Below are 14631 nucleotides of genomic sequence, written 5' to 3'. Positions count from 1 at the left end.
ATGAGCGCAAATGCGGAGAGCCAAACCCCGCAGCAACCGGACAGCAAGAAGGGCAAACGCAAAGGCGCCCTTCTGCTACTGACATTGCTCTTTATTATTATTGCCGTGGCATACGGAGTTTATTGGTTTTTGGTACTGCGTCATTATGAAGAGACCGATGACGCTTACGTGGCAGGGAACCAGGTGCAAATCATGGCGCAGGTGTCCGGCAGCGTGACGAAAGTCTGGGCCGACAACACCGATTTCGTGCAGCAAGGCGACCCGCTGGTCACCCTGGACCAGACCGATGCCCAGCAGGCATTTGAAAAAGCGAAAACCCAGCTGGCCGCCAGCGTTCGCCAGACGCGTCAGCAGATGATCAACAGCAAACAGCTGCAGGCGAATATCGACGTCAAGAAAACGGCGCTCTCTCAGGCACAGACCGATCTCAATCGTCGTATCCCGCTGGGCGCCGCCAACCTGATTGGCCGCGAAGAGCTGCAGCACGCTCGCGATACCGTCGCCAGCGCCCAGGCCGAACTGGATGTCGCCATTCAGCAATTCAACGCTAACCAGGCTATCGTGCTGAATACCCGCCTGGAACAACAGCCGGCGGTTCTGCAGGCGGCGACGGATGTCCGCAACGCCTGGCTTGCGCTGCAGCGTACGCAAATCGTCAGCCCGATTAGCGGCTACGTTTCCCGTCGTGCCGTGCAGCCCGGCGCCCAGATTAGCCCCACCACGCCGCTGATGGCGGTCGTACCGGCCACCAACCTGTGGATCGACGCCAACTTTAAAGAGACTCAGCTGGCGCATATGCGCATCGGCCAGGAAGCGACCGTCATCAGCGATATTTACGGCGATGATGTGAAGTACACCGGCAAGGTCGTCGGGCTGGACATGGGGACCGGCAGCGCGTTCTCACTGCTGCCGGCACAAAACGCCACCGGTAACTGGATCAAAGTGGTCCAGCGTCTGCCGGTACGTATTGAGCTCGATGCCAAACAGCTGGCTGAACATCCGCTGCGTATTGGTCTTTCAACGCTAGTTGAAGTGAACACCACCAACCGCGACGGCGAAATGCTGGCTAACCAGACGCGCAAATCCCCGGTTTATGAAAGCAATGCCCGCGAAATCGCCCTTGAGCCGGTGAACAAACTGATCGACGGTATCATCCAGGCTAACGCGGGATAATTCGGAGTGAGCGTAATGCAACCGCAAAAACCGCTGGAAGGCACGCAGCTGGTCATCATGACCATTGCGCTGTCGCTTGCGACCTTCATGCAGGTGCTGGACTCCACTATCGCCAACGTGGCCATTCCGACCATTGCCGGTAACCTTGGCTCATCGTTGAGCCAGGGGACCTGGGTTATCACCTCCTTCGGGGTGGCGAATGCTATCTCTATACCGATCACCGGCTGGCTGGCAAAACGCGTCGGGGAAGTGAAGCTGTTCCTGTGGTCGACGGTGGCGTTTGCCATCGCCTCCTGGGCCTGCGGGATGTCCAACAGCCTGACGATGCTGATTTTCTTCCGCGTGATTCAGGGGATCGTCGCCGGTCCGTTGATTCCGCTGTCGCAAAGTCTGCTGCTCAGCAACTATCCGCCCGCCAAACGTTCTATCGCGCTGGCGCTGTGGTCGATGACGGTGATCGTCGCGCCGATTTGCGGCCCTATTCTCGGCGGCTATATCAGCGACAACTACCACTGGGGCTGGATCTTCTTCATCAACGTACCGATTGGCATCGCGGTGGTGGTGATGACGCTGCAAACCCTGCGCAGTCGCGAAACCCGTACCGAACAGCGGCGGATTGACGGCGTCGGCCTGGCGCTGCTGGTGATCGGTATCGGCAGCCTGCAGGTGATGCTTGACCGCGGTAAAGAGCTGGACTGGTTCGCCTCCAACGAGATTATCGTGCTGACAATCGTCGCGGTGATCGCCATCAGTTTCCTGATCGTCTGGGAGCTGACCGACGACAACCCGATCGTCGACCTCTCGCTCTTTAAATCGCGAAACTTCACCATTGGCTGTCTGTGCATCAGTCTCGCCTACATGCTCTACTTCGGTGCTATCGTGCTGCTGCCGCAGCTGCTGCAGGAGGTATATGGTTATACCGCCACCTGGGCCGGTCTGGCTTCCGCACCGGTGGGGGTTATCCCGGTTATCCTGTCGCCAATTATCGGCCGCTTTGCCCATAAGCTCGATATGCGCCGGCTGGTGACCTTCAGCTTTATCATGTACGCGGTGTGCTTCTACTGGCGCGCCTGGACTTTCGAGCCCGGCATGGACTTCGGCGCCTCGGCGTGGCCGCAGTTTATCCAGGGCTTCGCGGTAGCCTGCTTCTTTATGCCGCTGACCACCATCACCCTGTCCGGCCTGCCGCCGGAACGGCTGGCGGCGGCATCAAGCCTGTCGAACTTCACCCGTACGCTGGCAGGGTCAATAGGCACCTCGATTACCACCACCATGTGGACTAACCGCGAGGCGCTGCACCATGCGCAGCTCACCGAGTCAGTGACGCCCTATAATCCCAACGCCCAGCAGATGTATGACCAGCTGCAGGGATTAGGGATGACTCAACAGCAGGCGTCCGGCTGGATAGCGCAGCAGATAACTAACCAGGGGCTGATTATCTCCGCCAACGAAATCTTCTGGTTCTCGGCGGCGATCTTTATCCTGCTGCTGGGGCTGGTGTGGTTTGCCAGACCGCCGTTTAGCGCCGGGGGCGGCGGCGGCGGTGCGCACTAAGGTTTGACCTGAAGGGATCTGCGGATCCCTTTTTTATTGCCGGCGCTACGCCAACCTTGTCCAGTTCTCGCTAGTTTCTGTCCAGTTTGCTAAAGCAGCCCGCTCTGCGCTTCGGCAGGATAAAGATCCGACACAAGGAGAGAACTATGCTGACAAATCCCGGTGAAAAATATCGCCCCTGGCCGCCCATTTCCCTGCCCGACCGCCGCTGGCCGGACAACCCGATAACCCACGCGCCGCGCTGGCTCTCAACCGACCTGCGCGATGGCAACCAGGCGCTGGCCGAACCGATGGACGGCGCACGTAAGCTGCAGTTCTGGGATCTGCTGCTGGAGTGCGGATTTAAAGAGATTGAAGTCGCCTTCCCCTCGGCATCTCAGACCGACTTCAACTTCGTCCGCCAGCTGATTGAGGAACGGCGCATTCCAGAAGATGTCACCATCCAGGTGCTGACCCAGGCGCGAGAAGATCTTATCCTGCGAACCTTTGAATCGCTGCGCGGCGCCCATCGCGCCACCGTCCATCTGTACAACGCCACCGCCCCGCTGTTCCGCAAGCTGGTTTTCGGGATGGATAAAGCGCAGGTCATTGAGCTGGCAACCCGCGCCACTCGCCTGATTCGCCAGCAGTGTGAAGAGCAGCCGCAGACCCGCTGGCAGTATGAATACTCCCCGGAAACCTTCTGCTTTACCGAACCGGAATTTGCCCTGGCTATCTGCGAAGCGGTAGCGGATATCTGGCAGCCCTGCGCACAACGACCGATGATTATCAACCTGCCAGCCACCGTCGAGGTCAGTACCCCGAACGTTTACGCTGACCAGATTGAGTTTTTCTGCCGCCATTTCTCCCGCCGGGCCGATGTCTGCATTAGCGTTCATCCGCATAATGACCGGGGGACCGGCGTTGCCAGCGCGGAGCTGGCGGTGATGGCCGGCGCCGACCGCGTAGAAGGCTGTCTGTTCGGCAACGGTGAGCGTACCGGTAACGTCTGTCTGGTCACCCTGGCCATGAACCTCTACAGCCAGGGGATTACGCCGCGGCTCAGCTTCCCGGAGATGAAACGGGTTGTGGAAGTGGTGGAGAACTGCAATCAGCTGCCGGTTCATCCTCGCCATCCGTGGGCCGGCAGCCTCGCCTACACCGCCTTTTCCGGTTCTCATCAGGATGCCATTAAGAAGGGATTCGATGCCCGTCAGCCCGGCGATCGTTGGGAGATGCCCTACCTGCCCGTCGACCCGCAGGACATCGGCTGTAGCTATGAAGCGGTTATCCGCGTCAACAGCCAGTCCGGTAAGAGCGGCAGCGCCTGGTTAATCGAACAGAATCACGGACTGAAGCTGCCCCGTGCGCTGCAGCAAGATTTCAGCCTGCACGTTCAGCAAGAGACCGATACGCATGGCAAAGAGATGACGCAGAATGCCCTCTGGCAGCTGTTCCGTTCCCGTTACGGGCTGGTTACTCAGCCACCGCTGGCGCTGCTGGAGTATAAAACTGACAGCCGACAGGACGGCCAGCTTGCGTTGCAGGGTACGCTGCGGGTCAACGGTGAGACGCGTCGCCTTCAGGGTCACGGTAATGGCCTGCTCTCCGCGGCTGCCAGCGGCCTCAGCGCGCTGCTGAAGCAAGCGTTCGTCATTAAGGACTACCACGAACATACTCTCGGTGAACGTAGCGACAGCCGTTCAGTGGCCTATATTCGCTGTATTTTCCCCAATGGCGACAGCCGCTGGGGCGTTGGAATCGATAATGACGTGGCGCGCGCCTCATTGCAGGCGCTGTGTCATGCGGTCGGCGCAGACGCGCAAGCCGGCGGACGGAAGTAATCGCTGGGGGCGACGCCCATCACCCGGCGAAACATCGCGCTGAAGGCGCTATGGCTGCCATAGCCCAGATCGAGCGCCACCCGCAGCACCGATTGTCCCTGCGCCAGGCGAACCAGCGCTTCCATCAGCTTCGCCCGGCGCACCCATTCACTCCAGGTGAGCGTGGTCTGCTGCTGAAAATGGCGGTTGAGCGTACGTTCGCTCATATTGCTCTCTTTCGCCGCCTGCTGGCTACTCCAGGCTTGCCCCGGCATTTCCCGCACCTTGTGACATAAACGGCGCAGCGCCTCGCTCCGGGGCTCCAGCAGGCCAAATGGCAGCACCGCCATACCGCGAATCTCATCGAGAATGAGTTCATAAATGCGCTCATCGCGACTGCCGGGTTGATAGCGCTCCGCCAGGGCCAGCGAGGTGACGATCAGCTCACGCAGCAGCGGAGTGATCTGCACGATCTGGCACGAAGACGGCAGATCGGCCCGGGCGAGCGGATCGATAAACAGCGTGCGGGCCGCGACCTGTCCGGTGACACGCAGCGCGTGGGGCGTACCTGCCGGCAGCCAGACGCCGCGTCCGGGCGGGACAACCCAGTAGCCCACCGGCGTGTCAACCCGCACCACGCCGCTGAGAATATGCAGCAGCTGGGCGCAGTCATGCTGATGCCACGGTTCGCTATCACCGTGAGCATAATCATGGGCAAATGGCACCAGGGCGCGGTGTTGAAACGAGAAGGTGAGGGTCGTCGACATAGCGGCGCAGGAATAGCGGCCCGGCGGAAATCGCCGGACCGACAATAAGCACTAGATGTGCAGTTCTTGCAGGGTTTCTTTCGGCAGGGCCAGCTCATCGTTGCTGTTGATGCGCACATCGCGCTCGATGATATGGCGTGCGATCTCCTGAGCTTCTTCCAGCGAGTGCATGGTATAGGTACCGCACTGGTAGACGTTCAGTTCCGGGATCTGCTTCTGATCTTTCACTTTCAGCACATCGGCCATCGCCGCTTTCCAGGCGTCGGCTACACGCTGCTCATCCGGCGTACCAATCAGGCTCATATAGAAGCCCGTACGGCAGCCCATCGGAGAGATGTCGATAATTTCCACACCATTGCCGTTCAGGTGGTCGCGCATAAAGCCCGCGAACAGGTGCTCAAGAGTATGAATCCCTCTTTCCGGCATCACTTCCTGGTTTGGTACGCAAAAACGCAGATCGAAAACGGTAATTTCATCGCCGTGCGGCGTGTTCATTTTCTTCGCAACGCGCACCGCCGGTGCTTCCATGCGGGTATGGTCGACTGTGAAACTATCTAACAACGGCATTCTTCACCTCCGATAGTGATTTTTTTTAAAATAAAATGAACTCTTCTTACACCCGCGAGTCTGAGTATATGAAAGACGCGCATTTATTATCATCATCATCCCTGAATCAGAGATGAAAGTTTGGCCACATTGATGTGGCCTTTTTCTTTTGTACCGCTTTTTGCTACGCGTGTCTTGCTAACAGGGCTTCAAACGGCTCGCTATCTTCCGCTTCCACCTTCTGCTGGCGCATCACTGAAGCTTCACGTTCAGCGATAAAATCATCTTCACGCAAAATTTCCAGCGGCTCTTCCCGCAGCATCGTACGATATCGATCGGCCAGCTCCCTACCGGTGCCGCCAATCCCTTCTTCAAGCATAGAACGCAGAATGCGGGCTGAGAAAGTTAATTCCGGATCGTCGAAGCTGGCAACCAGCTCATCACAAACCTGCTGGTAGGCTTCGCCACCGTGGATGCTATCTAACGTCTGCGCCACGCGGCGCAAATCACGGAACAGATCTTTACCCACTTGAGCCAGCGGGAACTGCGCGCTTTCGCAGCCGATACCCAGCGTCAGCCCCGGCTTACGGCCTTCCAGAATCACGCGATTCCAGTTGGTGCGCGTACACAGCAGCTCATCGCTGCTCATTTCCGGCGCATCGGCCAGCACGCACCAGACCATAAACAGGTCGAGGAAACGCACCTGCTGCTCGTCAACGCCAATCGGCGAGAACGGGTTGATATCCAGCGAGCGGACTTCGATATATTCAATACCGCCGCGCAGCAGCGCGTCGGAAGGCGTCTCACCGCTGCGGGTCACACGCTTCGGCCGAATTGGCGCGTAGAGTTCGTTCTCAATCTGCAGAATATTGCTGTTGATTTGCAGATGCTTGCCGTCTTTCTCGAGGCCAATCCGGGCATACTCTTCCGACGGCGTTTTAATCGCCCGCTTCAATCCTGCCACATACTCGTGGAGATCGTTAAACGTAATCCCGAGATTGCTTTGCGACTTATTGGTATAACCCAGATCGCTCAGGCGCAGCGAGGTCGCATAAGGCAGGTAGTACATACCATTTTCCGCTTTCTCAAACGGCAGCGTCGTCGGTTTGCCCTGCAGGAACGAAGAGCAGATGGCCGGAGAGGCGCCGAACAGGTATGGGATCACCCAACCGAAGCGGTAATAGTTACGAATTGAACGGAAATAGCCGGCGGAAATCGCCTCTTTGCCGCTTTCCGCATCGTCAACGCCGCACTTCGCCTGCCAGAAAGCCATCGGCAGCGAGAAGTTATAGTGCACGCCGGAGATAGTTTGCATCAGCGCGCCATAGCGGTTCTTCAACCCCTCGCGGTACAGCGTTTTCAGACGGCCAATATTCGAGGTGCCATACTGCGCCAGTTCGATATCCTGACCAGGAGCAATATAGCAAGGCATGCTCAGTGGCCACATCCGCTCATCGCCCAGTTGACGAGCGGTATAGCGATGAACATCGCGCATAAAGGTGAGCATATGCTGAATGTCGCCATCAACCGGCGTAATAAACTCCAGCAGCGCTTCAGCAAAGTCGGTAGTAATCCATTTATGGGTCAGCGCCGAGCCAAGGGCCTGAGGGTGACCGGTCGTCGCCAGTGAGCCATCGGCATTGACGCGCAGCGTTTCACGCTCAAGACCACGTTGGATACCCTGAAGAGCCTGTGGATTTTTTTCCAGCCAGGCCAGCGCCTGTGATACATCCGGGATCAATTTGACCTCCCGCCTGTCGAAATCGTTTGAATAAGCATAATTGTAATGGTGACCATACAGGTTATCCCAGAAGACGTTACTGTTGCCGGTTCCGCGCGCGAAAACCGGATCGCACTGGCAGTACGTGCGGATTTCGGGCACAGCCGAGGTGTAAAATAACCGGTAACACGGCCTGTCGGGATAGTCTTAGTTCCACAATTAGTGCCACCACGTCATGCCCTGAAGCGTTACCACCGCAATGACGATATAGCGTAACGCTTTACCAAGGCATAAGAAAAAAAGTACCGGCCCCCAGGAGATGCGCATCCATCCCGCCAGCAGACACAGTAAATCGCCGATGACCGGCGCCCAGCTTAATAATAATGTGACCGCGCCGTAGCGCTTTAACCAGCCGGTTGCTTTTTCCTGCCAGCGCGATGTTTTGCGCAGCGGAAACAGGCGCCCCAGAATAACGTTAGTTACCCCTCCAAGGCTATTGCCGATTGTTGCTATTAATACCAGGGCCCACGGTTGGCTTGCCCCCGTAAGTAGCATAGCAACCAGCACAACTTCCGAATTGCCGGGAAGTAATGTGGCGCTCAAAAAACTACTGGCAAACAGCGATATCAGCGACAGTGCGTCGCTCACAGCAACCGAACGTCCACGGCATCCATCCCCGCACGCTTCGCCGCCTGCAGACCAAAATCAGCATCTTCAAAGACGACGCATGTTTCCGGCGCGACGCCCATGCGCTCCGCGCACAGCAGGAAGGTATCGGGCGCGGGTTTATGATTCTGGACATGATCGGCGGCAATCACCGCCGCAAAGTAGTGACGCAGGCCGAGGTGCGCCAGCAGCGCCTCAGCGACGGCGCTTTCGCTGCCGGTCCCGACCGACATCGGACGACGCCCGTGCCATGCCTTCACAACGTCTATCAACGGTAAGGGACGCACGCTGTCCAGCAGCATGGCCTTCACGGCCACGGTTTTTTCCTCCGCCAGACGGTGAGGATCTAAATCAGCGTGATTCAGTTCGATAATCGCCTGGGCTATACGCCAGGTCGGAGAACCATTGAGCGCGACCATCGCCTGCTCGTCGAAACGCATTCCGTAACGGCCCAGAACCTCGTGCCACGCTTTACGATGCGTCGGTTCGGTATCAAGGATGGTGCCATCCATATCAAAGATCAGTCCTGCGTAACGTTCGTACATCGTGTTCTCACAAACCGGGTAAGAAAACGTTACTTTATCGCAAAAGGCGCATGTTGTCGCGGCCAGCGCCTCAGGCAATAAAGGCGCCTTCGGGCGCCTTTATGTGACTCATATCATGATTTATTTGATTTTTAAATCGTTCTCAACCAAACGAACGCCCTGCACTCTGCGGGTGACTTCCACCGCGCGGCTGGCGTCCTTCGCTGATGAGACAAAACCACTCAACTGAACACGTCCTTTAAAGGTCTGTACGCTAATTTCAGAAGACTTAATATCTTTTTCGTTAAACAGCGCCGTTTTAACCTTCGTGGTGACGACGGTATCGTCAATATAGCCACCGGTACTTTCCTTTGTGGGCGATCCCGCACAGCCAGCTAACGATACGGCTACCAGAAGCGTCGCACAAAACGCAGGTATTGCTTTGAACCATTTCATGGATTTCTCTCCTTGCACTCATCTCACCCAAATCAGGTCGATACATACGGGTAAATTATAGTGGAAAGAGTCACTTGCCAATAAAAAAAGATCGCTCAGCATCGTTGAAAGAGATCCGCCGCCTGAATGGTCCAGGCCGCTTTTGCCAGAAAAGGCAGGCACAGAACGGATAAACGGTTTGGGATTTTAAGAAAAAGGAGAAACTGAAGAAGATGGTGCATCCAGGAGGATGACTCGTTTTACTCACCCTGCGGGCCGTTGCTCACGCAACGTTATCCTCCCTGGTACTGGCGATAATTTCGCAGACCATGAAGCGATAAATTTAATGTGAATCTGGAGAAGATGGTGCATCCGGGAGGATGACTCGTTTTACTCACCCTACGGGCCGTTGCTCACGCAACGTTATCCTCCCTGGTGCTGGCGATGATTTCGCAGACCATGAAGCGATAAATTTGATGTGAATCTGGAGAAGATGGTGCATCCGGGAGGATTCGAACCTCCGACCGCTCGGTTCGTAGCCGAGTACTCTATCCAGCTGAGCTACGGATGCATCAGGGAGAACTGCTTTACTACTCTGTCTTTCCTGGTACTGGCGATTATCTCGCAGACCGTGAAATAACACTTTCGCTGTTATCTCGGAGAAGATGGTGCATCCGGGAGGATTCGAACCTCCGACCGCTCGGTTCGTAGCCGAGTACTCTATCCAGCTGAGCTACGGATGCATCAGGGAGAACTGCTTTACTACATTGACTTCCCTGGTGCTGACGATTATCTCGCAGACCATGAAATAACACTTTCGTTGTTATCTCGGAGAAGATGGTGCATCCGGGAGGATTCGAACCTCCGACCGCTCGGTTCGTAGCCGAGTACTCTATCCAGCTGAGCTACGGATGCATCAGGGAGAACTACTTTACTACGCGTCAGTGTCACATCTAACACTTGCCACACTGAGTAAGATGGTGCATCCGGGAGGATGACTCGGCTTTCGCCTCGCCCTGCGGGCCGTTGCTAATGCAACGTTATCCTTCCTGGTGCTTGCGGTTATTACCGCTACCCCAACCACCTCTTCATTGCTGAAGAAATGGAAAAATATGGTGCATCCGGGAGGATTCGAACCTCCGACCGCTCGGTTCGTAGCCGAGTACTCTATCCAGCTGAGCTACGGATGCAAAATGGCGGTGAGGCGGGGATTCGAACCCCGGATGCAGCTTTTGACCGCATACTCCCTTAGCAGGGGAGCGCCTTCAGCCTCTCGGCCACCTCACCACACGCCTCTTACGAGTGCTTCGAAGAACTTGTTTCTGCTCTTCGTCGCTGCGATGGCGCACATATTACTTTCTGGTACTTATAAGTCAAACAATTTTTCGAGACCTTTTTCCGTTTGCACACTTACCGCGCAATTAGCCTGCAAAAACGGCAAAAAGAGTGTTTTATCAACAGGAATTCAGGGCTTTCGGCCAGCGGCAGGCAAAAGATTAATGTCGCGATCGATAGGCAATAAACAAAAATGGGAGAGAGCAGAAGAAGAAAAGTCAGAAAGAAGGACGGGAGCGGGGATGCGCCTCACGGAATCGCGAGGCGCGAAAACCTTAGTAACTGGACTGCTGGGATTTTTCAGCCTGGATACGCTGGTAGATCTCTTCACGATGCACGGAGACTTCTTTAGGGGCATTAACGCCAATACGTACCTGGTTACCCTTAACCCCTAAAACTGTCACAGTGACCTCATCTCCAATCATGAGGGTCTCACCAACTCGACGAGTCAGAATCAGCATTCTTTGCTCCTTGAAAGATTAAAAGAGTCGGGTCTCTCGTATCCCGGCATTATCCATCATATAACGCCAAAAAGTAAGCGATGACAAACACCTTACGGTGTAAGCAGTCACGGCATCACATTCTGTTAAACCTAAGTTTAGCCGATATACACAACTTCAACCCGACTTTATCGTTATCAGTGCTTCTCTCGCAAGCTACCGTTATCCAGGGATAACGGTAGCTATGCATTTATAGTTATTACAGTTTTGCGCTGACCCAGCCTTTCACACTGGCTAACGCTGCAGGGAGAGCAGACGCGTCGGTACCGCCGGCCTGAGCCATATCCGGACGACCGCCCCCTTTGCCACCCACCTGCTGGGCGACCATTCCAACCAGCTCCCCTGCTTTCACGCGATCTGTCACATCCTTAGACACACCGGCAATCAGAGAAACCTTACCATCCGCCACCGTGGCTAACACAACGACCGTAGAACCGAGTTGGTTTTTCAGGTCATCAACCATGGTACGCAGCATTTTCGGCTCAACGCCGGCCAGCTCGCTGACCAGCAATTTGACGCCGTTAATCTCTTCTGCTTTGCTGGAGAGGTTTGCGCTCTCCTGTGCCGCCGCCTGCTCTTTCAGCTGCTGCAGCTCTTTTTCCAGTACGCGAGTACGTTCCAGCGCGGCACGCACTTTGTCGCCAAGGTTATGGCTGTCGCCCTTCAGCAACTGTGCGATATCGCCCAGCAGATCGCTCTGCGCATGCAGATACGCAATTGCGCCTTCGCCGGTCACTGCCTCGATACGGCGAACGCCCGCAGCGGTACCGGATTCAGAGGTAATACGGAACAGGCCAATATCACCGGTACGTGAAGCGTGAGTACCGCCGCACAGCTCGGTGGAGAAATCGCCCATGCTCAGTACGCGAACGCGATCGTCATATTTCTCGCCGAACAGCGCCATCGCACCAGACTCTCGCGCCGCATCGATATCCATGATGTTGGTTTCAACCGGCAGGTTGCGACGGATCTGAGCATTGACCAGATCTTCCACCGCGCGAATCTCTTCCGGCTTCATGGCTTCGAAGTGAGAGAAGTCAAAACGCAGCGCTTTGTCATTCACCAGCGAGCCTTTCTGCGCCACATGCGTACCCAGAACCTGACGTAATGCCGCATGCATCAGGTGAGTTGCCGAGTGGTTCAGACGAATACGCTGACGGCGAGCCCGATCGACATCAGCCTCCAGCGCATCGCCCACTTTCAGCGTGCCGTGGCTCAGTTTACCGATATGACCAATGGCCTGGCCGTATTTCTGCGTATCGCTGACCGCGAAGGAGAAACCGGCGCCTTTCAGTTCGCCTTTATCGCCCACCTGGCCACCGGATTCTGCGTAGAACGGCGTTTGATCCAGAATGACAACCGCTTCCTGGCCCGCAGTCACGGCATCAACAGCTTTGCCATCGATGAACAGTGCGGTCACTTTCGCATTCAGCTCCAGGTGGTCGTAGCCTTTAAATTCAGAAGCGCCGTCAACGCGAATCATCGCATTGTAGTCTGCGCCAAAGCCGCTGGACTCACGCGCACGACGACGCTGCTCTTCCATTGCTGCTTCAAAGCCTGCTTCGTCGACTTTAATATTGCGCTCGCGGCAAACGTCGGCGGTCAGGTCAACCGGGAAACCATAGGTGTCATACAGACGGAAAGCGGTTTCGCCATCCAGCGTATCGCCCTTCAGCTTGCTCAGCTCTTCATCCAGCAGCGCCAGACCGCGCTCCAGCGTACGAGCGAACTGCTCTTCTTCGGTTTTCAGCACATGCTCAACCTGAGCCTGCTGCTGCTTCAGCTCTTCACCGGCGGCGCCCATGACATCAATCAGCGGAGCAACCAGTTTCCAGAAGAAGGTCTCCTTCGCACCCAGCATGTTGCCATGACGCACGGCACGACGAATGATACGACGCAGCACGTAGCCACGGTTTTCATTCGACGGGATTACGCCGTCGGCAATCAGGAATGCGCAGGAACGAATATGGTCAGCGATAACGCGCAGCGATTTGTTCGTCAGGTCGGTTGCGCCGGTGACTCTCGCGACGTTCTCAATCAGAGTGCGGAACAGGTCGATATCATAGTTGGAGTTGACGTGCTGCAGAACGGCAGCAATACGCTCCAGGCCCATACCGGTGTCGACAGACGGCTTCGGCAGCGGCTCCATGGTGCCGTCGGCCTGACGGTTAAACTGCATGAAGACGATGTTCCAGATCTCAATGTAGCGATCGCCGTCTTCTTCCGGGCTTCCCGGAGGACCGCCCCAGATGTGGTCACCGTGGTCGAAGAAGATTTCGGTACACGGACCGCACGGCCCGGTATCGCCCATCTGCCAGAAGTTGTCAGAAGCGAACGCCGCGCCTTTATTATCGCCAATGCGGATAATACGCTCACGTGGAACGCCGACCTCATTCGCCCAGATATCGAAAGCTTCGTCATCGGTTTCGTAAACGGTCACCCACAGTTTATCTTTCGGCAGCGCGAACCAGTTTTCCCCGGTCAGCAGTTCCCATGCGTATTTGATGGCATCCTGCTTGAAGTAGTCGCCGAAGCTGAAGTTACCCAGCATTTCAAAGAAAGTGTGGTGACGCGCGGTGTAACCGACGTTTTCCAGATCGTTGTGTTTACCACCCGCACGAACGCAACGCTGCGCGGTCGTCGCGCGAGAATAATGGCGTTTGTCGAGACCCAGGAAAACATCCTTGAACTGGTTCATCCCGGCGTTGGTAAACAGCAGGGTCGGGTCGTTATGCGGCACCAGGGAGCTGCTCGCAACGACCTGGTGTCCCTTGCTATGGAAAAAATCGAGAAACGCCTGACGGATCTCAGCAGTGCTCTTGCTCATAATTATCCTGAAATCAAGCTATACACTTCACCTTTCACGCCGCCTCTACGCGGGCTGCGCTCGTTCACCCCGACCACGTACCTCTGTACGCTCCAGGTGACTCACTCTCCTGCCGCCTTGACGCAGCGCGAATGATTTTGTGTATAAGGAATAATCGTCGTGGGCGCTGATTGCCTGTTAACAGCCAGCGACCGGACGGAATAAAGTGGGAATAAGATAAGTTTTCTTTACTGGGAAGTAAAATACCCGATGGGTCAATCTGCAAAATTTCGCCAGATTTCCTGAATATCTTCCATCAGGTAGCCACGGTACAGCAAAAACCGCTGGATTTTGACTTTATCGGCAAATGTCGTCGGGAGCGGTTCGCCATACTTTCGCTGCGCCTGCTCTTTCGCCAGCGCGGCCCAGTCAATATCGCACTCGCGCATCGCGCTTTCGCTAACGTCGCGGGGAATACCTTTCTGATTGAGCTCCTGGCGGATACGCGCCGGGCCATATCCTTTGCGGCTACGGCTGCCAATAAACTGGCGAACAAAGCGACCGTCGTCAAGGTAGCGGTTCTCAATGCACCAGGCGACAACGGTGTCTACCTCTTCCGGCGTGACGTCCAGCGTCTCCGGGCCATTTTTTCCCAGTACCGGAGCAGCGAGTTTACGCCGCAGCTCCTGTTCGCTATGGTCGCGCATCGCCAGGATACGGATTGCGCGGTCCAGCAGGCGGGCATAGCCGGAACGGCGGGATGAAGGTTCAGTCACGGGCACCTCGACAATCAAAAAGCAAAA

At 56.1% G+C, this 14631-nt stretch carries 12 protein-coding genes and 5 tRNA genes; 3 read left to right on the top strand and 14 right to left on the bottom strand.

All coding sequences use genetic code 11. The features are described from left to right. The 3 genes from emrA (at position 1) to leuA (ending at position 4550) form a co-directional block, all read left to right on the top strand. Positions 1 to 1173 carry a multidrug efflux MFS transporter periplasmic adaptor subunit EmrA gene (gene emrA / locus AC236I_RS05515; RefSeq protein ID WP_004866802.1) on the top strand — a complete coding sequence of 391 codons (1173 nt, stop codon included), beginning with the start codon at positions 1 to 3 and terminating at the stop codon, positions 1171 to 1173. A gap of 15 nt (positions 1174 to 1188) precedes the next feature. Continuing rightward, on the top strand, positions 1189 to 2727 hold the full coding sequence (gene emrB / locus AC236I_RS05510; protein ID WP_487608828.1) for a multidrug efflux MFS transporter permease subunit EmrB: 1539 nt from the start codon (positions 1189 to 1191) through the stop codon (positions 2725 to 2727). Positions 2728 to 2873: 146 nt separating this feature from the next. Then, positions 2874 to 4550 (top strand): 2-isopropylmalate synthase, encoded by a 1677-nt coding sequence (gene leuA, locus AC236I_RS05505; protein ID WP_044351409.1) that lies wholly within the window; start codon positions 2874 to 2876, stop codon positions 4548 to 4550. Here the strand turns inward: leuA and AC236I_RS05500 are convergent. The 14 genes from AC236I_RS05500 to recX form a co-directional block, all read right to left on the bottom strand. Then, entirely contained in the window at positions 4508 to 5296 is a 789-nt protein-coding gene (locus tag AC236I_RS05500; RefSeq protein WP_004866811.1) for an AraC family transcriptional regulator, read from the bottom strand. The genes leuA and AC236I_RS05500 overlap by 43 nt on opposite strands. A 51-nt stretch (positions 5297 to 5347) precedes the next feature. Beyond that, positions 5348 to 5863 (bottom strand): S-ribosylhomocysteine lyase, encoded by a 516-nt coding sequence (gene luxS, locus AC236I_RS05495; RefSeq protein ID WP_004866815.1) that lies wholly within the window; start codon positions 5861 to 5863, stop codon positions 5348 to 5350. Between the two features lie 163 nt (positions 5864 to 6026). Next, positions 6027 to 7583: a glutamate--cysteine ligase gene (gshA, locus tag AC236I_RS05490; protein ID WP_015585888.1), complete on the bottom strand. Its 1557-nt coding sequence runs from the start codon at positions 7581 to 7583 to the stop codon at positions 6027 to 6029. Positions 7584 to 7781: 198 nt separating this feature from the next. Continuing rightward, a complete protein-coding gene (locus AC236I_RS05485) occupies positions 7782 to 8210 on the bottom strand; it encodes a YqaA family protein (protein WP_004866820.1) in 429 nt (142 codons plus the stop codon). Beyond that, entirely contained in the window at positions 8207 to 8773 is a 567-nt protein-coding gene (yqaB, locus tag AC236I_RS05480; protein ID WP_004866822.1) for a fructose-1-phosphate/6-phosphogluconate phosphatase, read from the bottom strand. The genes AC236I_RS05485 and yqaB overlap by 4 nt, the downstream gene beginning before the upstream one ends. 120 nt (positions 8774 to 8893) lie before the next feature. After that, positions 8894 to 9208, bottom strand: coding sequence for a BON domain-containing protein (locus tag AC236I_RS05475; protein ID WP_004866826.1), 315 nt, complete (start codon positions 9206 to 9208; stop codon positions 8894 to 8896). Between the two features lie 473 nt (positions 9209 to 9681). Next, a tRNA-Arg gene (locus AC236I_RS05470) sits at positions 9682 to 9758 on the bottom strand. A gap of 95 nt (positions 9759 to 9853) precedes the next feature. Further along, positions 9854 to 9930, bottom strand: a tRNA-Arg gene (locus AC236I_RS05465). A gap of 95 nt (positions 9931 to 10025) precedes the next feature. Then, positions 10026 to 10102 (bottom strand) — tRNA-Arg (locus AC236I_RS05460). A gap of 198 nt (positions 10103 to 10300) precedes the next feature. After that, a tRNA-Arg gene (locus AC236I_RS05455) sits at positions 10301 to 10377 on the bottom strand. A gap of 4 nt (positions 10378 to 10381) precedes the next feature. Continuing rightward, a tRNA-Ser gene (locus tag AC236I_RS05450) sits at positions 10382 to 10474 on the bottom strand. Positions 10475 to 10797: 323 nt separating this feature from the next. Continuing rightward, entirely contained in the window at positions 10798 to 10983 is a 186-nt protein-coding gene (gene csrA, locus AC236I_RS05445; protein WP_000906486.1) for a carbon storage regulator CsrA, read from the bottom strand. 238 nt (positions 10984 to 11221) lie between these two features. Further along, positions 11222 to 13849 (bottom strand): alanine--tRNA ligase, encoded by a 2628-nt coding sequence (alaS, locus tag AC236I_RS05440; RefSeq protein WP_004866830.1) that lies wholly within the window; start codon positions 13847 to 13849, stop codon positions 11222 to 11224. A gap of 254 nt (positions 13850 to 14103) precedes the next feature. Then, complete coding sequence (recX, locus tag AC236I_RS05435) at positions 14104 to 14604, bottom strand: recombination regulator RecX (protein WP_015585887.1); 501 nt, start codon at positions 14602 to 14604, stop codon at positions 14104 to 14106. Between the last annotated feature and the right edge of the window lie 27 nt (positions 14605 to 14631).

The sequence above is a fragment of the Klebsiella sp. Sb-30 genome (assembly GCF_057652795.1).
The sequence above is the reverse complement of the archived record's forward strand: the minus strand, read 5'-3'. Positions and strand labels throughout refer to the sequence as shown.